Genomic DNA, 19,172 nt, shown 5'->3' on the forward strand with positions numbered 1-19,172 from the left:
CTGTCGGGGTGTTCGGGGGCTTGCGTGGGTGCGGGTCCATTTGCCTTCCGTGCGGGGTGAGTTGGGGTGCGGGCCGGTCATGGGGGAGGGCCGTGCCCAGCTTCCCGGCCGGGAACTGCCAGGACGACTCCCCTTCGCTGACCCGCCGCCGCTACGCTCGACGCCCCCGCCAACTCCGTTTGCTCACAGGGGACTTGAACGGCTGATGCATACCGACCTCCCCGACCCCGCGATCCTCGCCCTGATCCAGGAACACACCGGCCCGGTCTCCGAACTCCGGTGTACCGCAGGTGGGTTCAGCTCGGATCTGACGGCACTGGTCGGCTGCGAGAAGGGCGCCTTCTTCGTCAAGGCCGTCCGCAACCGGCCCGGCGGCCGACGGGACTCCCTCCTCCGGGAACGGCTGGTCAACGCGTCCGTGCGGTCGCTGTCCCCGCCTCTGCTGTGGGATGTGGAGGACGACGGGTGGGTGGTCCTGGGGTTTGAGGCGGTCGAGGGCCGGGACGCCGACTTCGCTCCCGGGTCACTGGACCTGCCTCTCGTGGTCGACGCCGTTGCCCGGGTCGGCCGACTCCCGCTTCCGGAGGTGGCGCGGGACTGGCGTGAGACCCGGTGGGACCGGTTCGCGAGGGACCGTTCTGAGGCGGAACTGTTCCAGGGGGACTCGCTTCTCCACACGGACGTCAATCCGAGCAACTTCCTTGTCGGAGAACGGGAGTTGTGGGTCGTTGACTGGTCCTGGCCGACCCGGGGCGCCGGTTTCCTCGACCCGGCTCTCCTCGCCGTTCAGCTCATCGCCTCCGGACACACCCCGGCGTCCGCCGAGGGATGGGTCGCCCGATGCCCGGCGTGGCAACAGGCCGACCCCGCCGCGATCGACGCCTTCGCCGGCGCCAACTCCCTTATGGGCGAGGCGTTTTTGGCTCGCAAGCCGGATGCCGGGTGGCTGAGGGCGATGGCCGAGGCATGCCGGGCGTGGGCCGGGCATCGGGGGGGCGGGGTGGAGCAGGGCGGGTAAAGGAACGGGGAGCGGTGCTCTGGGCGGCCAGTGCGTGGAGGTCGCCGTCAACCTCGTTGCCCCGCAAGGGATCGCACCGGTCCGGGGCTACCTGCCGTCGGTGTCTTCGCCGAAGGTGACCTCCAGTTCTGCGGCCAGGGCCTCGGCCAGTTGGAGGGTCTGGGGGCGGTCGATGACGACGTGCCGGAGTGAGGTGAGGCCGCGGAGGTGGGAGAGGTCGTTGCCTCGGAGGTCGAGGCCGCGGTGCTGGCCGCCGTCGAACTCGGTGAGCCGGAGGTCGCAGGCGTCGAACAGGCCGGCGGTCAGCTCGGCGGCGTTGAAGAGGGTCTCGCGCAGTGCGCAGCCGGAGAAGATCACGGGTCCGGCCGTGCGGACGCGGGTGAGCGTGGCGTAGCCGAACGTGCAGTTGTCGAACAGGACGTTGTCGAGGGTGATGTCCTCCAGGGCGGCGCCCATCAGCTTGCAGTCACGGAAGACCGCCCTGCTCACCTTGGTGTCGGTCCACCGCAGGGAGCCCAGGTCGCAGCCGGTGAACTCGACGGAATCCACGCGGAGTTGGTCGAAGCGGGTGCGCCTGGAGGTGAGGCCGGTGACGCGGCCGTCCAGCAAGTGGGTCTCGGCCAGGTCGAGTTCGCGGAGGTCGGCGTCCGTGTACTGGAACTCCGCGAGCCTGCCCCGGCCGCCCTCCAGCGAGGTGACGTTCGAGAGGTAGCGGCCCGGCTCATCCAGGGCGGGAAGGGTGACGCTCGTACGGCGGATCGTGCGGGTTGCCATCAACGGCCTTTCAGCGCGGGCTACTTCTGCTCCGCCCAGGTGTTCCACGTGGGCCGGTTGTCCCACGCTCCTTCAACGATCGTCGGGGCAGGCGGGAGGCCGACTCCATGAGCACGTTCGAAGCCATCGGCAAGATGCCCTACGACTTCTTCCCAGCCCGCCTGCGCTGTCGTGAACTGGCCGAAGCGCTATCCGCCCAAGACGCACCCGTCACCCCCGCGCGTCAGCCCAGCCCGTCAGCCCCGGCGGGGTCCGCGCCGGGCGGCAGTACCCCCGCCAGCGACTCCAGTGACGGGCGGCGACCCCGTTCCACGTGGACGTAGGCCAGGGACGCGGCGAGTTCCGTGTCGCCTGCGCAGATCGCCTCGTACAGCTCGCGGTGTTCCGTGCACAGGATGCCCGGGTCGCGGTCGGAGGTCAGCCGGAACAGCCAGCGCACGCGGGCGCTGATGGGCGCCATCATCGAGTTGAGCAGGCGGCTGCCCGACAGGCGCACGATCGCTTCGTGGAAGGCCGCGTTGGCGGCGGCGATCTCGGCCTGCTGCCCCTCGGCCGTGGCGAGTTCGGCGCGGGCGAAGGCGGGCGAGAGCAGCGCGGTGGAGCGGGCGGCGGCCTGTCCGCTGGCGAGCCGGGCGGCCAGCACTTCCAGGCTCGTGCGCACGCTGAACAGTTCGTCGATGTCGCGCAGGGTCAGCTGGGTGACCATCGACCCGCGCCGGGGCAGCGTGGTGATCAGCCCCTCCGCCTCAAGCTGGGGCAGCGCCTCGCGGATCGGGATGCGCGAGACGTCGAGGCGCTCGGACAGCTCGCGCTCCAACAGCCGTGTGCCGGGCGGCAGATCGCCTTCGATGATGCCGTCCCGCAGGTACTCGTAGACCTTGTGGACCAGGGAACGGCCATCGGTGCCCGAGGACTCCGTGAGTGTCATGGCATACAAGATAGCCGAGGTTCCGTTTCAGCCCCCAGGGGGCTTGATCGGGTTCTGCGGCGTTTGAGTTTGACGGAAACCCCTCTCACCTGGGGTTTTTACGGGGCTGGAATCTGATGCCGTCAGCCCTTACGTCGAGTTAACATCGCAGCCCTGTGGTCATCTGAGCCCCGTTGGTATACCAATAGGACGCACTGGTTGACGGAGGCCCTCATGGATCGCACCGAAACGAGTCACCTGGACCGCACGACCCCGCCCCTCATTCCGACCCCCATCTCGACCCTCATCCCGACCCCGACCCCGACCCCGACCCTCGCCCCGAGCGCGGCCCCCGCATCCCCGGCGGGTGCCGTATGAGTGCGCCGAAGCTCTCCGCGCCGCAGCTCTCCGCGCCGCAGCTCTCCGCGCCGCAGGTCTCCGCGTCGCCGTCGGCGCACCCGGCCAGTAACACCCTCGCGCGGGCTCTCGACGAGGCCGGGTTCACGCGGGCCCAGTTCTGGGTCCTCATGATCATTCTGGCCGGGATGTTCTTCGACACCCTGGAGCAGAACTCCGTGGGGGCGATGGGCAGCCTCATCAAGTCGTCCCTGCACATCGGCAACGACGAACTGACGGCGATCAACAGCTTCACCGTGCTCGGCGGACTGATCGGCCGGTTCGCGGGCGGCTGGATCGCCGACCGGTACGGCCGCCGTACCTCGCTCAGCGTCAACCTCCTCGTCTACACCCTGGGCGGACTGCTCAGCGCCGTCGCGCTGAACTACCCGACCCTGCTGGCGAGTCGGCTGATCGTGGGCATCGGCCTGGGCGGCGAGTTCACCATCGGCATCGCGATGCTGTGCGAGATGGTCGCCACCCGCCACCGCGGCACCCTCGTCGCCATCCTCAACGTCGGCTCCGGCGGCGTCGGCAACTTCCTCTCCTACGGCCTGTTCCTGCTGTTCCTGGGACCGCTCGCCCCCACGCTCGGCGGCGATCAGCTGGTGTGGCGGTGGACGTTCGTGATCCTCGCCCTGCCCGCCCTGATCGTGGTGGTATACCGGCGGCGCCTGCCGGAGACCCCCCGCTTCCTCCTCTCCCAGGGCCGCGTCGAGGAGGCCAACCACTCCCTGGCCCGGCTGACCGGCGACCGGCTCGACCCGAAACACGTACGGTCCGTGCCGCCCGTGCTGACCGAGGCGGACATCCCCGCCCGGCAGGTGAAGGCGTCACCGGCGGCGGTCTTCGGCCGCTCGGTGCTGTCCCGTACGGTCACCATCGGCGCCGCCTCCTGGATGGCGTTCGGCGCGCAGGTCACCCTCAACTTCCTGATGCCGACGCTGCTGACCGAACGCGGCTACACCCTGTCCGACAGCCTGCTCTACACGATGATCATGAACGTCGGCTCGCTGCTCGGGGCCTGTGCCTCGGCGCTGCTCGCGAGCCGCTGCGGGCGGCGGCCGGTCATCGGGGTGGCCGGCGGCCTGGGGTGCCTCACCGCCGTCGCCTTCGCGGTGTTCGCCCACCAGACCGCGGCGATCCTCGTCCTGGGCGCGCTCTTCCAGTTCTTCACCATGCTCACCAACACCACCCTCGCCGTCTGGTCCCCGGAGCTGTACCCGACCCCGATCCGGGCGAGCGGCACCTCCATCGTCAACGGCATCGGCAACATCGCCGGAGCCGTCATGCCCTTCGCCGCCGTCGCCCTGTGGGGCCGGTTCTCGTTCGCCGGTGTCTTCGGGATGGTCGCGGTGATGTACGCGGTGCTCGTCATCGCCTCCCGGTTCGCCCCCGAGACCCGCAGCCGCACGCTCGAAGAGGTCAACGAGACCACGGCCCCCGCACCGACCCACGCCTGACCAGCGGCACCCGCGCCGCCGTAATCCCCCTGGAAAAGGACACCCACATGGACAAGCTCACCGTCTCCGCCACCGCCAACGGCCTGAACTACCTGCCCGAATACCTCGCCGATCAGGAAGGGCTCTTCCAGGACGCGGGGCTCGATGTCACCGCCGTCGCCTGCGACCCGTGGACCGGCGTCCTCGACGACCTCGAATCCGGCCGCGCCGACATCGCGCTCGGCGGCCTGTGGGTACCGGCCATGTACGCGGGCAGCCCCCGCGAACTGAGCGTCGTGTGCCAGCTCAACCACCAGTTCCCGATGGCCATCGCCCTCCGCAACGGCGGTGACACCTCCGCCGGCTTCGCTCTGGAGGACCTGCTCGGCAAGGTCGTTCTGGCGCCCGGCGCGGGCGGCAGCGCCCCCTACGAGTTCACCGCCGGGCTGCTGCGCGAGGCGGGCGTGGACCCGGGCGGCATCCGCTTCGTCCGCGACCTGTCCACGGCGATGCTCGTGGAACTGTTCACCGCCGGGCTCGGTGACGCCATCATCGCGGACCTGGTCACCGCCACCGAACTGGAGGCGTCGGGCGCCGCCCGGATCGTCTTCCGCCACCTCGACGACGGCGGCATCATGCCCAACAGCGTCTACTACTGCCGCACCGAGCGCGTCGAGGAACTCCGCGACCGCATCTCCCGCTTCGTCAGCGGCATCGACACCGCGATGCGGCTCGTGCCGACCGTCGACGCGGGGACCCTCGACGCCATCCTCAAGCACCGCTGGCCCGAGAAGGACCAGGGCATCCTGCGCGAGGCGCAGCGCCAGATGGCCCAGAGCGCCGTGTGGGACACCGTGGCCATCGACGAGAGCGCCAGCGACCGCTGGATGCGCATCCTCGCGGAAGGCGGCCTGGTCACCTCCGCCCCCTCCTACGCCGCCCTCGCCGACGACAGCTTCATGGCGGAGTACCGGTGACGCTGCTGCTCGGCTCCGCCGACCTCACCGGGCTGGTCAGCCGCGCCGAGGTGATCGGGGCGGTCCGCGCCGCCCTCGTCGATCTCGCCGAGGGGCGGGCCGAACAGCCCGCCCCCGTGGCGTTCCCCGGCACCGGCACCACCCAGTTCCTGCCGATGGCCGCGACCTCCCACCGGCTGGGTCTTTCGGCGGTCAAGGTCATGTCCGACGCGCCCGACAACCGCGCGGCCGGGCTGCCGACCCAGCGCTCCACGGTCCTGCTCCTGGACGCCCGCACCGGAGAGTGCCTCGCCGTCCTGAACGGCGAGGTCGGCACCCGGACGCGGACGGCGGCGGCCAGCGCGGTGGCCACCGACGCGCTGGCCCGCCCGGACGCCCGCGTGCTGGGGCTGGTCGGCGCGGGACGCCTCGCGATCGAGCACGTACACGCGCTGCGGGAGGTCCGCGCCCTGGACACCGTGCACGTCTGGTCCCGTTCCCCGGCCACCGTGCGCGCCTTCCGGGACGCGGTCGGTGACCTCGTCGACGTTGTCGAGGCGCCCGACGCGCGGGGCGTGGTGGAGGCGGCGGACATCGTCTGCACCCTCACCCCGGCCCGGCTCCCCGTCGTGCACGGGGAGTGGTTCCGCCCCGGCCAGCACATCAACGCGGTCGGCGCCCCGCCCCGCCCCGACCACCGCGAGATCGACGCGGCGGGCATGGCTCGCGCGAGCGTCGTCGTGGACAGCACCCCCACCCAACTCCTCAAGTCCGGAGAAGCCGTGCTCTCGATCGCGGAGGGAGCCACGACGGCCGAGACCTTCACCCGCGCACTCGGCGCGGTCCTGGCCGGATCGGCCCCGGGCCGCAGCGACGCGCAGGAGGTCACCCTGTTCAACTCGGTCGGCATCGCCCTCCAGGACCTCGCCTACGCGGCCCTCGCCGTGGAGCGCGCGCGGACCGCCGGGATCGGCCTCAACACCCTTACCGCGTACGGCACTTCGGGCCTGCACCTGGCGGCGGGAGCGGGGGCCGCGCGGTGACCGTGATCGCTGTCGTCAACTGCAACACCAGCACCGCCATGACCGACACCATCGCCGCCGGTGCCCGTGCCGTCGCCCTGCCCGGCACCCGCATCCTGCCGCTCACCCCCAGCTGGGGCGTCGCCTCCGCCGAGGGCTGGTTCGACAGCTTCCTCAGCGCCGCCGCCGTTCTGGACCTTCTCCAGAACCTCGACCAGCCGGTCGACGGGGTGGTCATGGCGGGCTTCGGTGAACACGGCCGTGAAGGGGCACGCGAACTCCTCGACGTGCCCGTCGTCGACATCACGGAGGCCGCCGCCCTCTACGCGCTCGTCCTGGGCCGCCGTTTCGGCGTGGTCACCACCCTCGCCCGGGCGGCGGGCCAGATCGAGGACAGCCTGCGCACCGCCGGGCTGCTCGACCGGTGCGCCGGGGTCTTCGCCACCGGCCTGGGCGTGCTCGACCTGGAACGCGACCCGGCGGCCACGGAGGAGGCGTTCCTCGACGCGGCCCGCCGGGCCATGGCCGCAGGCGCCGAGGTCATCTGCCTCGGCTGCGCGGGCATGAGCGGCCTCGACACCCGCATGGCCGACCGGCTCGGCATCCCCGTCGTGGACGGCGTCAGCTGCGCGGTCGGCCTCGTCGAATCGCTGGCCCACCGCCGCCTCACCACCAGCAAGAGCGGAACGTACGCGGCTCCGCTGCCCAAACTCCGCACCCTCGGGCCGGGCGTTCAAGGAGGTGAGAGGGGTGCCTGACGCGCGCCGGACCGTGCGGGCAGTGACGGGGGCCTCGCCGTCACCAGCCCGTGCGCAGCAGGTGGTTGAGGAGGAGGGCCAGTACGACCTGGGCGGTCAGCCAGGCGCGGGGGCGGGTCAGGAACGCGCAGGCCGGTAGCAGCCAGACCGCGAAGGGGAGCCAGATGCGTTCCGTCTCGGCCTTGCTCATGCCGGACAGGTCGGCGGCCAGGACGGCGAGCAGGCTTGCGGACACGAGAACGGCGAGGCGGACGTGCTCGGGGGGCCGGGTGCTCCGGCGCAGCAGCACGGCACCGGTCCGCCGGAGTCCCGGTGCCGTCGCCAGGCCGGTGATCAGGACCGTGCAGGCGAGGTTCGCCCACACCCAGTAGCCGTAGGGGCGGATGCCGCCCACGCCCTGGCGGTAGCGCGTGACCAGCAGCCGGTACGCCTCCCACCAGTCGAACCCGGCGAGCGTGAAGACCGCCGGGACGACGGCCAGACCGGCGAGCGACGCCGCGAGCAGCAGAGGTCGTTGCCCGACCCGCCGTCGGCCCAGCAGGAGCACCGCCGCGAGGAGAACGGCGACGAGGGTGAGGCCGTAGGAGAGGTAGCAGGTGAGCCCGGTCAGGAGGCCGGACGCCGCCGCCCACCAGGGCGACCGGCCGGTGACCGCCAGCGCCAGGAGCGCCACGGCCCACGCGGCGACCGCCGTGAAGTAGGCGTCGGCCGAGGTGCCCATCCACACCGCGGCCGGGGCCAGGACCAGGAAGGGCGCCGCCCGTCGGGCGAGGCTCTCGCCGGCCAGCGCCCGGACCGCGACCAGCACGGCCACACAGGCCGTGGCGCCGACGGCGATGCACCACACCCCGGCCCAGCCGCCGCCCCGCAGCCCGACGCGGTCGAGGAGGACGAAGGTGAGCGTCGCCGCCGGGGGGTGCCCGGCGACATGGGTGGGCCAGGGGGCCGGGGTGCCCAGCACGATGTGGTGGGTGAAGTCCCGCAGGGTGGCCGGGATGTCGTGGAAGCGGGCGACGGCCCCGAGGTATTCGTGCGGGTTGGAGAGCCGCCCCGCGATGCCCCGCTGCCAGCCGTCGACCAGGGCGAGGGAGACGATCCAGACGGTCGACGTCGCCCAGGCCGTCACGAGCAGGGCCCGCCAGCGCAGCCGGGCGGCGAGGGCGGGACCGTAGGCCACCCCGGCCGCCGCCACGAGGACGGCGGCCGGGGTGCCGGGGCCGACGTGCGGGGCCCAAGTGGCCAGCACGGGAGGCCAGTTGACGAACAGGTTGTGGTAGGTGAGCTGGAGGTGGCGTCCGACCAGGACGGCCGCCGTGACGAGGAGGACGGCGGCCACGACGGCGTACAGATCGCGCAGGAGGGGGCGGTTCACCCCCCGCACGCTAGGCCGGGCGAGGGCCGGGATACGTCCGTCCGGGCCGGACGTCAGCGTTTCGTCATGGGTCGTGGAGCCGTTGCGGGGGTGTGCCGGACCTACGGTCGAGCCATGACATGGTCTCCTTCCTCGCCGGGTTTCTGGCGCAGCCCCCTGCGCGGCCCGTGGCTGACCTCGGTGCTGGGCGTCGTCCTGCTCGGCGGGATCACGGTGCTGTTCGTGACGGGGCTGGTGTCGTACGCCGCCTACAACCCGAACCTGGCCCCGGTGAACGACCAGACCCCGGGCAAGGGGCTGCTCGGCTTCTACCTCTTCTCCTGGCCGACCCACCCGGCCTGGCTGTACCGGCTGAACCAGGGCGTGCACGTCACGCTCGGCATCACGCTGATCCCGGTGCTGCTGGCCAAGCTGTGGTCGGTGATCCCGAGGCTGTTCACCCTGCCGCCGGCCCGCTCGCTCGCCCACGCGCTGGAGCGGCTCTCGCTGCTGTTGCTGGTCGGCGGGGCCCTGTTCGAGTTCGTGACGGGCGTGCTCAACATCCAGCTGGACTACGTCTTCCCGGGCTCCTTCTACCCGCTCCACTTCTACGGGGCGTGGGTGTTCTTCGCCGCGTTCACCGCCCACGCCGTCCTGAAGACCCCGGCGGCGGTACGGAACCTGCGCCACCTGGGGGAGCGGGACCTGTCCACCCCGGTGCTGTCGGCCCCGGTTCCGTCGGCGCCGGTCCCGTCCGAGCGGGCCTCTGCCGACCTGGTCCCGTCCGTCTCGGTCGCCTCCGCCTCCGTCCCGTCCGATCTGGTCTCCCCGCGGCCCGATCCGGCGACCTTCTCGCGGCGCGGTGCCCTGTGGTTCGTCGGGGGCGGCTCGCTGCTGCTGTTCGTGACCACGGTCGGGCGCGGCTTCGACGGCGTGCTGCGGCGCACCGCCCTGCTGGCCCCGCACGGGGGAGCCGCACCGGGCAGCGGTCCGAACGGCTTCCAGATCAACAAGACCGCCCGGTACGCGGGGATCGACGCGGCCGAGACGACCGAGGACGCCTGGCGTCTCGTCGTCACCGGACGCACCGGCACCGTCCGCCTGAGCCGGGCCCAACTGGCCCGCCTCCCCCTGCACAGCGCGGCGTTGCCCATCGCCTGCGTCGAGGGCTGGTCGACGTCCGACCAGTGGTGGCGCGGGGTGCGGCTGCGCGACCTCGCCGCGCTCGTCGGCCACGACGTCGATCCGCCGGACGTGCTCGTCGAGTCCCTCCAACGGCACGGCGCCTTCCGGCACGCCGCCCTGCGCGCCAACCAGGTCGCCGACGCCCGCTCCCTGCTCGCCCTGTACGTCAACGGCGAGGAACTCTCCCCCGACCACGGCTTCCCGGCGCGGATCATCGTGCCCGCGGCGCCCGGCGTGCTCAACACCAAGTGGGTGGCCCGCATGACGTTCGGAGACCTGTGATGCGCCCGAGGATGCCGATGCGGGGACGGGTTAGGGGGCCGAGAATGCCGATGCGGGGACGGGTGAGGTGGCCGAGGATTCCGATCGGCAGTCCGTTCCAACTGCTGGTGCTCGCCGCGTCGTTCGCCCTCGTCGGGTATGCGGGCGTGCGGCTGCTGGCCGGGGACTGGTTCGGGGTGGCGGTGTGGTTCGTGGGGGCGGCGCTGCTGCACGACCTCGTGCTGGTGCCGCTGTACGCGGCGCTCGACCGGGCCGTCACCCGGGGGCTCGACGCGGCCCGGCACCGGGAGTGGACGGGGTACGTCCGGGTCCCGGCGGCCTGGTCCTGCCTGCTGCTGCTGGTGTGGTTCCCGCTGATCAGCGGGATGGTGGACCGGCGTTACCGGCTGGCCACCGGAGTCTCCCCGGCGGGCTTCCTGGCCCGCTGGCTGCTGATCACCGCCGTGCTCTTCGCGGCCTCGGCGCTGCTGCTGGCACTGCGGCTGCGCAGGGCGACGAAACAGCGCCCTCCGGCCGTCCACTGACCGACGGCCCGCCACCCGGCCCGGCGGGCGTGCCGCAGCAGCGCCGGGGTGCCCAGCCGCGCCCAGGGGAACGTGCCGTCCGGGCCGTCGCCGTGAGCGACGTCGACGACCTGCACCTCGGCCCGTTCGTCGATGTCCACCGGCGCGGTCTCGGCGATCAGCAGGCCACCGGGGCGAAGCAGCCCGGCCGTCCGGCGCAGCAGGGCGCGCGGATCGCCGCCGATACCGACGTTGCCGTCCATCAGCAGGACGGTGCCCCAACGGCCCTCGCCGGGCAGGGAGTCGAAGACGGAACGGCGCAGCGCCTGCCCTCCGAGCCGTACCGCGTGCTGAACGGCGGCCTCGCTGACGTCGATGCCGAGGGCGGTCCGGCCGCGCGCGGCGAGCGCCGCGACCAGCCGCCCGGGGCCGCAGCCGACGTCCAGCACGGCGCCCTCGCACCGGTCGAGCGCGTCCAGGTCGACCGGGTCGGCGTGCGCGCACCAGCGTTCGACGTCGAGCGGGAGCAGCCACCCGTCGGCCCGGCGCAGGAACAGCGGGCCCCGGCCGGTGCGCAGGGCGGTGGCGTACGGGTCGGCGACGGCCCAGGCGGCCGGAGCGGGCGTGCCGGTCATGGGAGCGTCACCGGCCGGTACCGGTCCAGGCGGGCCGCGAACGCCCCGTGCGGAACGAGCGCGGCGACCGCAAGGGCGTCGGCGGCCGTGTCGACGTCCCGCAGCCGGGGCAGGTCCCGCACCCGCAGCCCCGCCCGCACCAGCCGCTCCCGCTGGACGGCGCCGGTGACGGGCGTCGACATGGGCACGCCCCGCAGCAGCGCGGGGTCAGGGTCGGCCAGGCCGAGGGCCCAGAAGCCGCCGTCCTCGGCCGGACCGAGGTACGCGTCGCACTCCGCGAAGTCGACGGTGAGCAGCTCGGGCGTCACCTGGGGGGTGTCCATGCCGATCAGCAGGGCGGGGCCCGCGCACCCGGCGAAGGCGGCCGCGAGCCGTTCGTCGAGACCGCCCGCGCCCTGCCGAACGACGTCGAAGCCGGGCGGCAGCCAGGGGCCGGGTGCGCCGTCCAGCACGAGGACGCGGCGGGCGGCGGGCGCGGCGGCCACGGCCCGCAGGGTGTCGGCGAGCGCGGCCTCGGCGAGCGACGCGGCCTGCGAGGGCGTGAACGGCGGGGTGAGCCGGGTCTTGACCCGACCGGGCACCGGTTCCTTGGCGATGACGAGGAGGGTGGTCACCGGGCCGTCCGCTCGCCCACGGGTGCCTCGTTCAGCACGCGGCTCATGTCCCGCACCGCCTGCCAGGTGCCGCGCCAGGTGCCCGTCACCTTCGAGGCGCCGGTGCGGGGCAGGTAGGGCACGTCGTGCTCGGCGACGCGCCAGCCCGCGGCGGCGGCACGGACCACCATCTGGAGCGGATAGCCGCTGCGCCGGTCGGTGAGGCCGAGGGCGAGCAGGGGTTCCCGGCGGGCGGCGCGCAACGGGCCGAGGTCGTGCAGGCGCAGTCCGGTACGGCGGCGCAGCAGCCGGGCGAGCGCGAGGTTCCCGGCCCTGGCGTGCGCAGGCCAGGCACCGCGTCGCTGCGGTCGGCGGCGGCCGAGCACCAGGTCGGCCGCGCCGGAACGGACCTCGCGGACGAACGGTTCCAGCTGGGCCGGGTCGAGGGAGGCGTCGCAGTCGCAGAAGCACACGATCTCGGCGGTGGCCGCGGTGAGCCCCGTGTGGCAGGCGGCGCCGAACCCTCGCCGGGGTTCGTGCAGGACGGTCGCCCCGAGGGCCCGGGCGATCTCCCCGGAACCGTCGGTGGAGCCGTTGTCCACGACCAGGGCTCGCCAGCCGGCCGGAATCCGGGCCAGGACCCAGGGGAGGGCCTCGGCCTCGTTCAGGCAGGGGAGCACGACATCTACGTCCGCGTCGGTGATCACGGCTCTCACCCTACGAACCGGAATCGGGCATATCGGTCCTTAGCTCCTTACGAAACGCGAACGTCGGCTCCTGCGGAACGCGAACGTCCACTCCTTACGAAACGTGGACGTCCAGGCGCCGGGGGCCGACGGGAGCCGCACGGAGGCCGGCCGGGTGCGAGGCTGGGCGCATGCAGCAGCCGTACGAGACGGGCGGCGCGGACGCCCGCACCCGGGTCCTGGTCGTCGACGACGACCCCACGGTCGCGGAGGTCGTCGCCGGATACCTGGACCGGGCCGGATACGCCGTCGACCGGGCCGACGACGGTCCGGCGGCCCTGGCCCGGGCCGCCGCGCACTGGCCCGACCTCGTCGTGCTGGACCTGATGCTGCCCGGCATGGACGGCCTGGAGGTCTGCCGCAGGATGCGCGGCCACGGGCCCGTGCCGGTCATCATGCTCACCGCGCGCGGCGACGAGGACGACCGCGTCCTCGGCCTTGAGGTCGGCGCCGACGACTACGTCACCAAGCCGTTCAGCCCGCGCGAACTCGTCCTCAGAGTGGAGTCGGTGCTGCGCCGCACCCGCCCCGCGACGGGGACGCGGGTGCTGAGCGCGGCCGGGCTGACCGTCGACCCGGCCGCCCGCCGCGCCACCAAGAACGGCAGCGAACTCGCCCTCACCCTGCGGGAGTTCGACCTGCTCGCCTTCTTCCTGCTCCACCCGGGGCGGGCGTTCGGCCGGGAGGACCTGATGCGCGAGGTGTGGGGCTGGGACTTCGGTGACCTGTCCACGGTCACCGTGCACGTCCGCCGGCTGCGCGGCAAGGTCGAGGACGACCCGGCCCGGCCCCGGCTGATCCAGACCGTGTGGGGCGTGGGCTACCGCTTCGCACCCGACGGCGGGCAGGAGAGCTGACCGTGCGCGACACCCTCCTCATCGCCCTGTACGCCTTCGCCGGTGCCGCCGTCACCGGCCTGGCCGGGGCCGGTGCGCTGCGCCTGCTGCGCCGCCGTTCGCTCACCGCCTCGCTCGCCGTGACAGCGGCGGTCGGCGTGGTCGCCATGCTCACGGGCACGCTCGCCGTCGCCTGGGCGATGTTCCTGTCGCCGCACGACCTCACCGTGGTGACGACCGTGGTCGCGATGGCGGCCGTGGTCTCCCTCGCGACGGCGCTGCTGCTGGGCCGCTGGGTCGTCGCCCGCAGCCGCGCCCTCGCCGCCGCCACCCGCTCGTTCGGTGACGGCGGCGCCTTCGCCGCGCCCGACGGCCCGGCCACCGCCGAACTGGAGTCACTCGGACGGGAGTTGGCGGCGACCAGCGCCAAGCTCGCCGCGTCCCGCGACCGGGAACGCGCGCTGGAGACCTCCCGCCGTGAACTGGTCGCCTGGATCTCCCACGACCTGCGCACCCCGCTGGCCGGGCTGCGGGCCATGTCCGAGGCGCTGGAGGACGGCGTCGCCGCCGACCCCGACCGTTACCTGCGACAGATCCGCACCGAGGTCGAACGCCTCAACGGCATGGTCGGTGACCTCTTCGAACTCTCCCGCATCCACGCCGGCACGCTGCCGCTGACGTACGCCCGGGTCTCCCTCTACGACCTGATCGGTGACGCCCTCGCCGGCGCCGACCCGCTCGCCCGCGCGCACGGCGTACGGCTGGTCGGGGACGACGTGGCCGCCGTCCCGGTCGAGGTCGACGGCAAGGAGATGAGCCGCGTCCTGGGCAACCTGCTGGTCAACGCGATCCGCCGGACCCCGGCCGACGGCACGGTCGCGGTGGCCGCCGCGCGCTCGCCCGAGGGCGTGGTCGTGTCCGTGACGGACGGCTGCGGCGGCATCCCCGAGGAGGATCTGGCCCGCGTCTTCGACACCGGCTGGCGTGGCACGCACGCCCGGACGCCCCCGGCGGGCGCGGGACTTGGCCTCGCCATCGTGCGCGGCATCGTGGAGGCCCACCACGGCCGGGCCACGGTACGCAACATCCCGGGCGGCTGCCGCTTCGAGGTACTGCTACCCGCCGCCGTTTCCTGAACAGGGGGCGGCAACGACGGTCCCGGGACCTGCCCGACGGACCACACCGCAGACACGGCCCTCGGCACGCCGCAAGCCCTTCGAGGCTCTTGGATGCCCTTCACGCCCCTTCGATGCCCTTCGATGCTCTTCGAGCAGGCGGTACCCCACCCCCGACCCACCTCCGCCGCGCATCCGCCGCGCATCCGCCGCGCATCCGCCGCGCATCCGCGCGCACCAGGCCCAGTTCACGTCCGCCGCCAAGGCCCCGTTGCTTCCCCGCGACGCGACCGGCCGGACCGCCCCTACGCCCCCCGCGCCCCGGCCCGCGCGAACTCCGCCATGCCCTCCGCGAAACCGACCCGGGGCCTCCAGCCCAGTTCGGCCCGCAGCCGTGCCGAGTCGGCGGTGATGTGCCGGACGTCCCCGAGCCGGTACTCGCCGGTGACGACGGGCTCGGGCCCCCCGCACGCGTCCGCGAGCGCCCGCGCCAACTCGCCCACGGTGCGCGGCTCACCGCTGCCCGTGTTGTACGCCGTCAGCGCCCCGCCCGGCACCTCGGCCGCCTCCAGCGCGGCCACGTTGGCGGCGGCGACGTCCCGCACCTGCACGAAGTCCCGCCGCTGACGGCCGTCCTCGAAGACACGCGGCGCCTCACCCCGGGCGAGCGCGGACCGGAAGAAGGAGGCGACCCCGGCGTACGGGGTGTCGCGGGGCATCCGGGGCCCGTACACGTTGTGGTAGCGCAACGACACCGCCGTGCCGCCCGTCGACCGGGCCCAGGCGGCGGCCAGATGCTCCTGCGCGAGCTTGGTCGTGGCGTACACGTTCCGCGGATCGACCGGCGCGTCCTCCCCGACCAGCCCGGGAACCAGCGCCTCCCCGCACACCGGGCACGCCGGTTCGAACCGCCCCGCGTCCAGATCGGTGACCGTCCGTGGCCCCGGCCGCACGACCCCGTGCCGCCCGCACGCGTACCGCCCCTCGCCGTACACGACCATCGACCCGGCCAGCACGAGACGCGCCACCCCGGCGTCGGCCATCGCGGCGAGCAGCACGGCGGTGCCGAGGTCGTTGCGCGAGACGTACTCGGCCGCGTCGGCGACGCCGTTGCCGAGCCCGACCATCGCCGCCTGATGGCAGACGGCGTCGATCCCGGCGAGCGCGCGGGCGACCGCCACCGGGTCGCGCACATCGGCGCCGGGAGCCGCCCGGACGTCGTACACGACGGGCTCGTGCCCGTGGGCCGTGAGCGCCTCGACGACATGGGACCCGATGAACCCGGCACCGCCGGTGACCAGTACACGCATACGCCCACGCTAGATCCGCAACCCCGCCCCACCCCACGACCGCCCCACCACGTCACCACTCCGTAAGACCCGCCAGGCCCATCCCAACGGGGCGGAACGCCACCCCACGAGACGCGGTCCGGCCACGACGGCTCCGTCCTGCGGTTCCCGCGCTTGCGCCGGGCGGTCCCGGCCCCCGGAGACGTGGCGTGTCTTCGGGAGCCGGTCTGCTCTCAGCGCCGCGAGAGCAGGTGCGCGATCTCGGTGGCGACGCCGCCCGCGATGAACAGAAAGGCCTCCTTGGCCTTCCGCTTGAGGGCCAGCAGGTCGCGGCGGACCGTTCGTTTGGGCGCGGTGACCCGCCTCCGCCCGAGGTTCAGATCGAGATACGGGCGGGATTTCTTCGGCTTCTTCGCCTTGCGGGAGGTCTTCGTGGGCATGGCTGTCTCCTGTCCGTCCGGATGTGAGGGACAGGACTTTGAGGGACGCGGGGGTTAGCCCCGCAACTCCTGCCTGACCTGTACTTTCTCCGCTCGCGCGGGCGCTTAGCACAGACGGGGGTTAGCTCCGCAACTCCCGCTGTCCGGCGGTCTTCTGACTCGTTCGAGTGGAGCGTGCGGTTGGGGCGTGACCGCTGAAGCTCAAGGGAGGCGGCCGGGGAAGCGATTTTCTCGTGCTGCTCCGGAGGCAGGGCGTGCCATGAATTCTGCTGTCTTGTCGATGCGTTGAACGGCCTCCCCGAACGGGGCGGCCGAGGAATCCCGTTCGGCCTCTTCGGAAAGGGCCGTGCGCGGGTGAGGACACCATCGATGAAAGGACGGCTCAGATGACAGCCATCACGAACGCCTGGGTGTACGAGAGCGGTGCGCTCGGCTTCAGGCGCGGTGAGGACGTGCACATCACGGACCGGGGTCAGGGTGACATCCGGTCGATCGTGGACCTGGTCAGCGGTCTGCCTTCCGGCTGGGGGAACCCGGACTGCGTCTGGCACTACCAGAACAGCGGCGCCTACGGGGTCGTCCAGGGCGGGGAGGTCTACTTCAGCGACAAGTCCGACGTCCGGAAACTGCACGAGGCGTTCCCCACTCTTCCCAGCGACTGGCTGGACGGCATCATCGACGCGTGGGTGTACGAGAGCGGTGCGCTCGGCTTCAGGCGCGGTGAGGACGTGCACATCACGGACCGGGGGCAGGGTGACATCCGGTCGATCGTGGACCTGGTCAGCGGTCTGCCCTCCGGCTGGGGGAACCCGGACTGTGTCTGGCACTACCAGAACAGCGACGCCTACGGGGTCGTCCAGGGCGGGGAGGTCTACTTCAGCGACAAGTCCGACGTCCGCTCTCTCCACGAGGCGTTCCCGAGCCTGCCCAGCAACTGGTAGGCCACCGGAACAACTCCACCGTGAGGTGCGGGACCGAGCCGACCGTACCCGGGGAAGCGGCACAACCCCCGGGCACGGTCGGCCTCTTGCGCCGCCGGGACGGTAGGGACCGGGGTCCGGTGCCGATGCCAACGGCGGTTCCGTCAAGGTGAGTCGGGCTGCGCCGGCAAGCTCGCCCGCGAGGAACAGGGCGCCCCGCGATGACGAGGTCGCCGGGCGCTTTCTCTCCCGTCACAGGGTGACGACCTGTCCGTGTCCCGCCTCGTGGGCGAGGGCGACGGCCCAACGGGCGAGGGCCACGTCGAGATCGGGGCGGCCGACGCAGTTCACGTGCCAGGGGCGTCGCCGGGTGTCCCAGGGGGCGTCGGTGAAGTCGTGGACGGCGGGTCTGGCCCGTGCGGGGTCCTGCCCGGCCCACCAGATCGCCAGGGACTGGACGCCTCTCCGCAGGGTTCCTTCGAGGTCGTCGGCGATCAACGCCCCGCTGCGGGCGCACCGTTCGACGAAGGCCAGGGGCGCTTCGTGACCGCCGAGGTTCACATGGACGGCGTCGTCGTCGAGCCAGGAGCCGCTGAAGACGGGCGCGGCGGCCGTGGTGGCCGTCACGAGCAGGTCCGCGCCCTGCACGGCGTCTTCCGGGCAACGGGCCGTCACCAGCCGGTACGGGGTGGGACCGATGGCGGTCGTGAGCGCGTCGGCACGCAGATGGGGCGAGTAGAGGCGCACCTCGCGCGGGCCGGGGCCGTCCAGGCGGGCCCACAGCCGGGCCAGGGTACGGGCGATGTCGCCGCTGCCGAGGATGCCCACGACCTCGGCGCGGCAACGGTCCCGCACGACGCAGGCGTAGGCGGCGGTGCGGAGTGAGGACAGGAGCGTGGAGCGGACGAGGGCGGTCGGGCGGACGGTCGCCGGATCGTAGAGCACGTACAACGCGCAGGCCCGCGGCAGCCCCCGGACGCGGTTGAGCGCGTTGGCACCGACCGCCTTGAAACCCGCGGTCTCGGGGCCCGGCGCGGTCCCTCCCATCGCCTGTCCCTCCTGCGGTTCCCCGCGCGGGAGTCGAGGGTGTACCTCCGCGACCGGTTCGCCCGGTTCAAGAGCGAGCGGCGCGGCTGCTGGGGCCCGGCCGGAGCCGGTCACCGGAGGGCGAGCCTCCTGGGGTGATGACGGGGGAGGCGCTCGGTGGGCTCTCCAAGTGCCGTGGCTGAACGTATCGTTGGCCGATGCGCGCACACCCCGTCGACCGTCCGGCCGATCTCGACATGGTCCGTGAGTCCTACGACCGCGTGGCCGACAACTACGCCCACATGGTGGTGACGACGGGAATCGGTGACATCCGGCAGCACCACTGGCTGAAGGCGGCCATCGACGCCTTCGCCGACACCGTCGCCGGGCTCGGTCCCGTCCTCGACGTCGGCTGCGGCCCCGGCACGGTCACCGCCTACCTCGCTGAACGCGGGCTCGACGTGTCCGGCGTCGACCTCTCACCCCGGATGATCGAGAACGCGCGCCGACTGCACCCGGAGTGCCGGTTCAGCGTCGGGTCGGCCACCGAACTCGACCTCGACGAGGCGTCCCTCGGCGGGGTGCTCGGGTGGTGGTCGCTGTTCAACCTGCCCCGGGACGTCCTCCCGCAGGTCCTCGCCCAGTTCGTCCGGGCGTTGAAGCCGGGCGGGTACTTCATCACGGCCACGCATGTCGGCGACGAGGACGCGGTGCGCACCGAGGCCTACGGGGGTGTGCCCGTGCGCTGGACGACCCACAAGTGGCGGCCGGAACAGTTCGTGGACCTGATCGAACAGGCCGGTCTGGAGACGGTGGCCGAACTCCGGCTCCCTCCCGAGGAGTACAGCGGGCCCGGGGTGGTCGTCATGGCCAAGCGCCCCGGCTGACGGGCTCGGAGTCGGGGAACGTCGTTGCCCACCTGCGGTTCACCCGTTCGAGTGAAGATCATTGAGGCCACCGCTCGGGGCGCACAGCCGT

General features: G+C 72.8%; 19 protein-coding genes and 1 pseudogene. 11 read left to right on the forward strand and 9 right to left on the reverse strand.

What is annotated here, in order from left to right; genetic code table 11:
• The first annotated feature begins 205 nt into the window (after positions 1–205).
• Entirely contained in the window at positions 206–1,018 is an 813-nt protein-coding gene (locus ACIQOU_RS28340) for a protein kinase (RefSeq protein WP_401540737.1), read from the forward strand.
• 87 nt (positions 1,019–1,105) lie between these two features.
• Here ACIQOU_RS28340 and ACIQOU_RS28345 read toward each other — a convergent pair whose 3' ends face one another.
• Positions 1,106–1,792: a pentapeptide repeat-containing protein gene (locus ACIQOU_RS28345; RefSeq protein ID WP_401540740.1), complete on the reverse strand. Its 687-nt coding sequence runs from the start codon at positions 1,790–1,792 to the stop codon at positions 1,106–1,108.
• Between the two features lie 86 nt (positions 1,793–1,878).
• Here ACIQOU_RS28345 and ACIQOU_RS28350 point away from each other — a divergent pair.
• A pseudogene (locus ACIQOU_RS28350) lies at positions 1,879–2,007 on the forward strand (MerR family transcriptional regulator); the annotation flags it as partial.
• An 8-nt stretch (positions 2,008–2,015) separates the two neighbouring features.
• Here ACIQOU_RS28350 and ACIQOU_RS28355 read toward each other — a convergent pair.
• On the reverse strand, positions 2,016–2,720 hold the full coding sequence (locus tag ACIQOU_RS28355; RefSeq protein WP_401540742.1) for a GntR family transcriptional regulator: 705 nt from the start codon (positions 2,718–2,720) through the stop codon (positions 2,016–2,018).
• Between the two features lie 353 nt (positions 2,721–3,073).
• Between ACIQOU_RS28355 and ACIQOU_RS28360 the strand changes: the two genes are divergently transcribed.
• From ACIQOU_RS28360 to ACIQOU_RS28375, 4 genes are read left to right on the forward strand one after another with little or no spacing between them, the layout of a single operon-like run.
• A complete protein-coding gene (locus ACIQOU_RS28360; protein WP_401540745.1) occupies positions 3,074–4,558 on the forward strand; it encodes an MFS transporter in 1,485 nt (494 codons plus the stop codon).
• A 47-nt stretch (positions 4,559–4,605) separates the two neighbouring features.
• Entirely contained in the window at positions 4,606–5,514 is a 909-nt protein-coding gene (locus tag ACIQOU_RS28365) for an ABC transporter substrate-binding protein (RefSeq protein ID WP_401540747.1), read from the forward strand.
• Entirely contained in the window at positions 5,511–6,536 is a 1,026-nt protein-coding gene (locus ACIQOU_RS28370) for an ornithine cyclodeaminase family protein (RefSeq protein WP_401540750.1), read from the forward strand. Before ACIQOU_RS28365 ends, ACIQOU_RS28370 begins: the two co-directional genes overlap by 4 nt.
• Complete coding sequence (locus tag ACIQOU_RS28375; protein ID WP_401540753.1) at positions 6,533–7,273, forward strand: aspartate/glutamate racemase family protein; 741 nt, start codon at positions 6,533–6,535, stop codon at positions 7,271–7,273. Before ACIQOU_RS28370 ends, ACIQOU_RS28375 begins: the two co-directional genes overlap by 4 nt.
• A gap of 40 nt (positions 7,274–7,313) precedes the next feature.
• Here the strand turns inward: ACIQOU_RS28375 and ACIQOU_RS28380 are convergent, their stop codons facing one another.
• The gene (locus ACIQOU_RS28380; protein WP_401540755.1) at positions 7,314–8,645 is read right to left on the reverse strand and encodes a hypothetical protein; all 1,332 of its coding nucleotides are present in this window, start codon (positions 8,643–8,645) and stop codon (positions 7,314–7,316) included.
• Between the two features lie 66 nt (positions 8,646–8,711).
• Here ACIQOU_RS28380 and ACIQOU_RS28385 point away from each other — a divergent pair, with 66 nt between their 5' ends.
• Positions 8,712–10,091, forward strand: coding sequence for a molybdopterin-dependent oxidoreductase (locus tag ACIQOU_RS28385; RefSeq protein ID WP_401540758.1), 1,380 nt, complete (start codon positions 8,712–8,714; stop codon positions 10,089–10,091).
• A 379-nt stretch (positions 10,092–10,470) separates the two neighbouring features.
• On the opposite strand, the gene ACIQOU_RS28390 is transcribed toward ACIQOU_RS28385, so the two are convergent.
• The 3 genes from ACIQOU_RS28390 to ACIQOU_RS28400 are packed head-to-tail and all read right to left on the reverse strand — an operon-like array spanning position 10,471 to position 12,529.
• Positions 10,471–11,229, reverse strand: coding sequence for a class I SAM-dependent methyltransferase (locus ACIQOU_RS28390; RefSeq protein ID WP_401540761.1), 759 nt, complete (start codon positions 11,227–11,229; stop codon positions 10,471–10,473).
• Entirely contained in the window at positions 11,226–11,843 is a 618-nt protein-coding gene (locus tag ACIQOU_RS28395; protein WP_401540764.1) for a DUF2064 domain-containing protein, read from the reverse strand. The genes ACIQOU_RS28390 and ACIQOU_RS28395 overlap by 4 nt, the downstream gene beginning before the upstream one ends.
• Complete coding sequence (locus ACIQOU_RS28400; protein WP_401540767.1) at positions 11,840–12,529, reverse strand: glycosyltransferase family 2 protein; 690 nt, start codon at positions 12,527–12,529, stop codon at positions 11,840–11,842. Before ACIQOU_RS28400 ends, ACIQOU_RS28395 begins: the two co-directional genes overlap by 4 nt.
• A 170-nt stretch (positions 12,530–12,699) precedes the next feature.
• Here ACIQOU_RS28400 and ACIQOU_RS28405 point away from each other — a divergent pair, with 170 nt between their 5' ends.
• Together ACIQOU_RS28405 and ACIQOU_RS28410 are read left to right on the forward strand one after the other, a co-directional pair.
• Positions 12,700–13,425 carry a response regulator transcription factor gene (locus ACIQOU_RS28405; protein ID WP_401540770.1) on the forward strand — a complete coding sequence of 242 codons (726 nt, stop codon included), beginning with the start codon at positions 12,700–12,702 and terminating at the stop codon, positions 13,423–13,425.
• Positions 13,426–13,427: 2 nt separating this feature from the next.
• Positions 13,428–14,540: a sensor histidine kinase gene (locus ACIQOU_RS28410; RefSeq protein ID WP_401540772.1), complete on the forward strand. Its 1,113-nt coding sequence runs from the start codon at positions 13,428–13,430 to the stop codon at positions 14,538–14,540.
• Positions 14,541–14,824: 284 nt separating this feature from the next.
• On the opposite strand, the gene ACIQOU_RS28415 is transcribed toward ACIQOU_RS28410, so the two are convergent.
• A complete protein-coding gene (locus tag ACIQOU_RS28415; protein ID WP_401540774.1) occupies positions 14,825–15,829 on the reverse strand; it encodes an NAD-dependent epimerase/dehydratase family protein in 1,005 nt (334 codons plus the stop codon).
• A gap of 212 nt (positions 15,830–16,041) precedes the next feature.
• Positions 16,042–16,248 (reverse strand): hypothetical protein, encoded by a 207-nt coding sequence (locus ACIQOU_RS28420; RefSeq protein ID WP_401540777.1) that lies wholly within the window; start codon positions 16,246–16,248, stop codon positions 16,042–16,044.
• 386 nt (positions 16,249–16,634) lie between these two features.
• Between ACIQOU_RS28420 and ACIQOU_RS28425 the strand changes: the two genes are divergently transcribed.
• The gene (locus ACIQOU_RS28425) at positions 16,635–17,189 is read left to right on the forward strand and encodes a hypothetical protein (protein WP_401540779.1); all 555 of its coding nucleotides are present in this window, start codon (positions 16,635–16,637) and stop codon (positions 17,187–17,189) included.
• 231 nt (positions 17,190–17,420) lie between these two features.
• Here ACIQOU_RS28425 and ACIQOU_RS28430 read toward each other — a convergent pair whose 3' ends face one another.
• Positions 17,421–18,215 carry an NAD(P)-binding domain-containing protein gene (locus ACIQOU_RS28430; RefSeq protein ID WP_401540781.1) on the reverse strand — a complete coding sequence of 265 codons (795 nt, stop codon included), beginning with the start codon at positions 18,213–18,215 and terminating at the stop codon, positions 17,421–17,423.
• Between the two features lie 197 nt (positions 18,216–18,412).
• On the opposite strand from ACIQOU_RS28430, the gene ACIQOU_RS28435 reads away from it, so the two are divergent.
• The gene (locus tag ACIQOU_RS28435; RefSeq protein ID WP_401540783.1) at positions 18,413–19,081 is read left to right on the forward strand and encodes a class I SAM-dependent methyltransferase; all 669 of its coding nucleotides are present in this window, start codon (positions 18,413–18,415) and stop codon (positions 19,079–19,081) included.
• Positions 19,082–19,172: the final 91 nt, after the last annotated feature.

It is taken from the genome of Streptomyces sp. NPDC091279 (genome assembly GCF_044757465.1).
Lineage (GTDB): Bacteria > Actinomycetota > Actinomycetes > Streptomycetales > Streptomycetaceae > Streptomyces.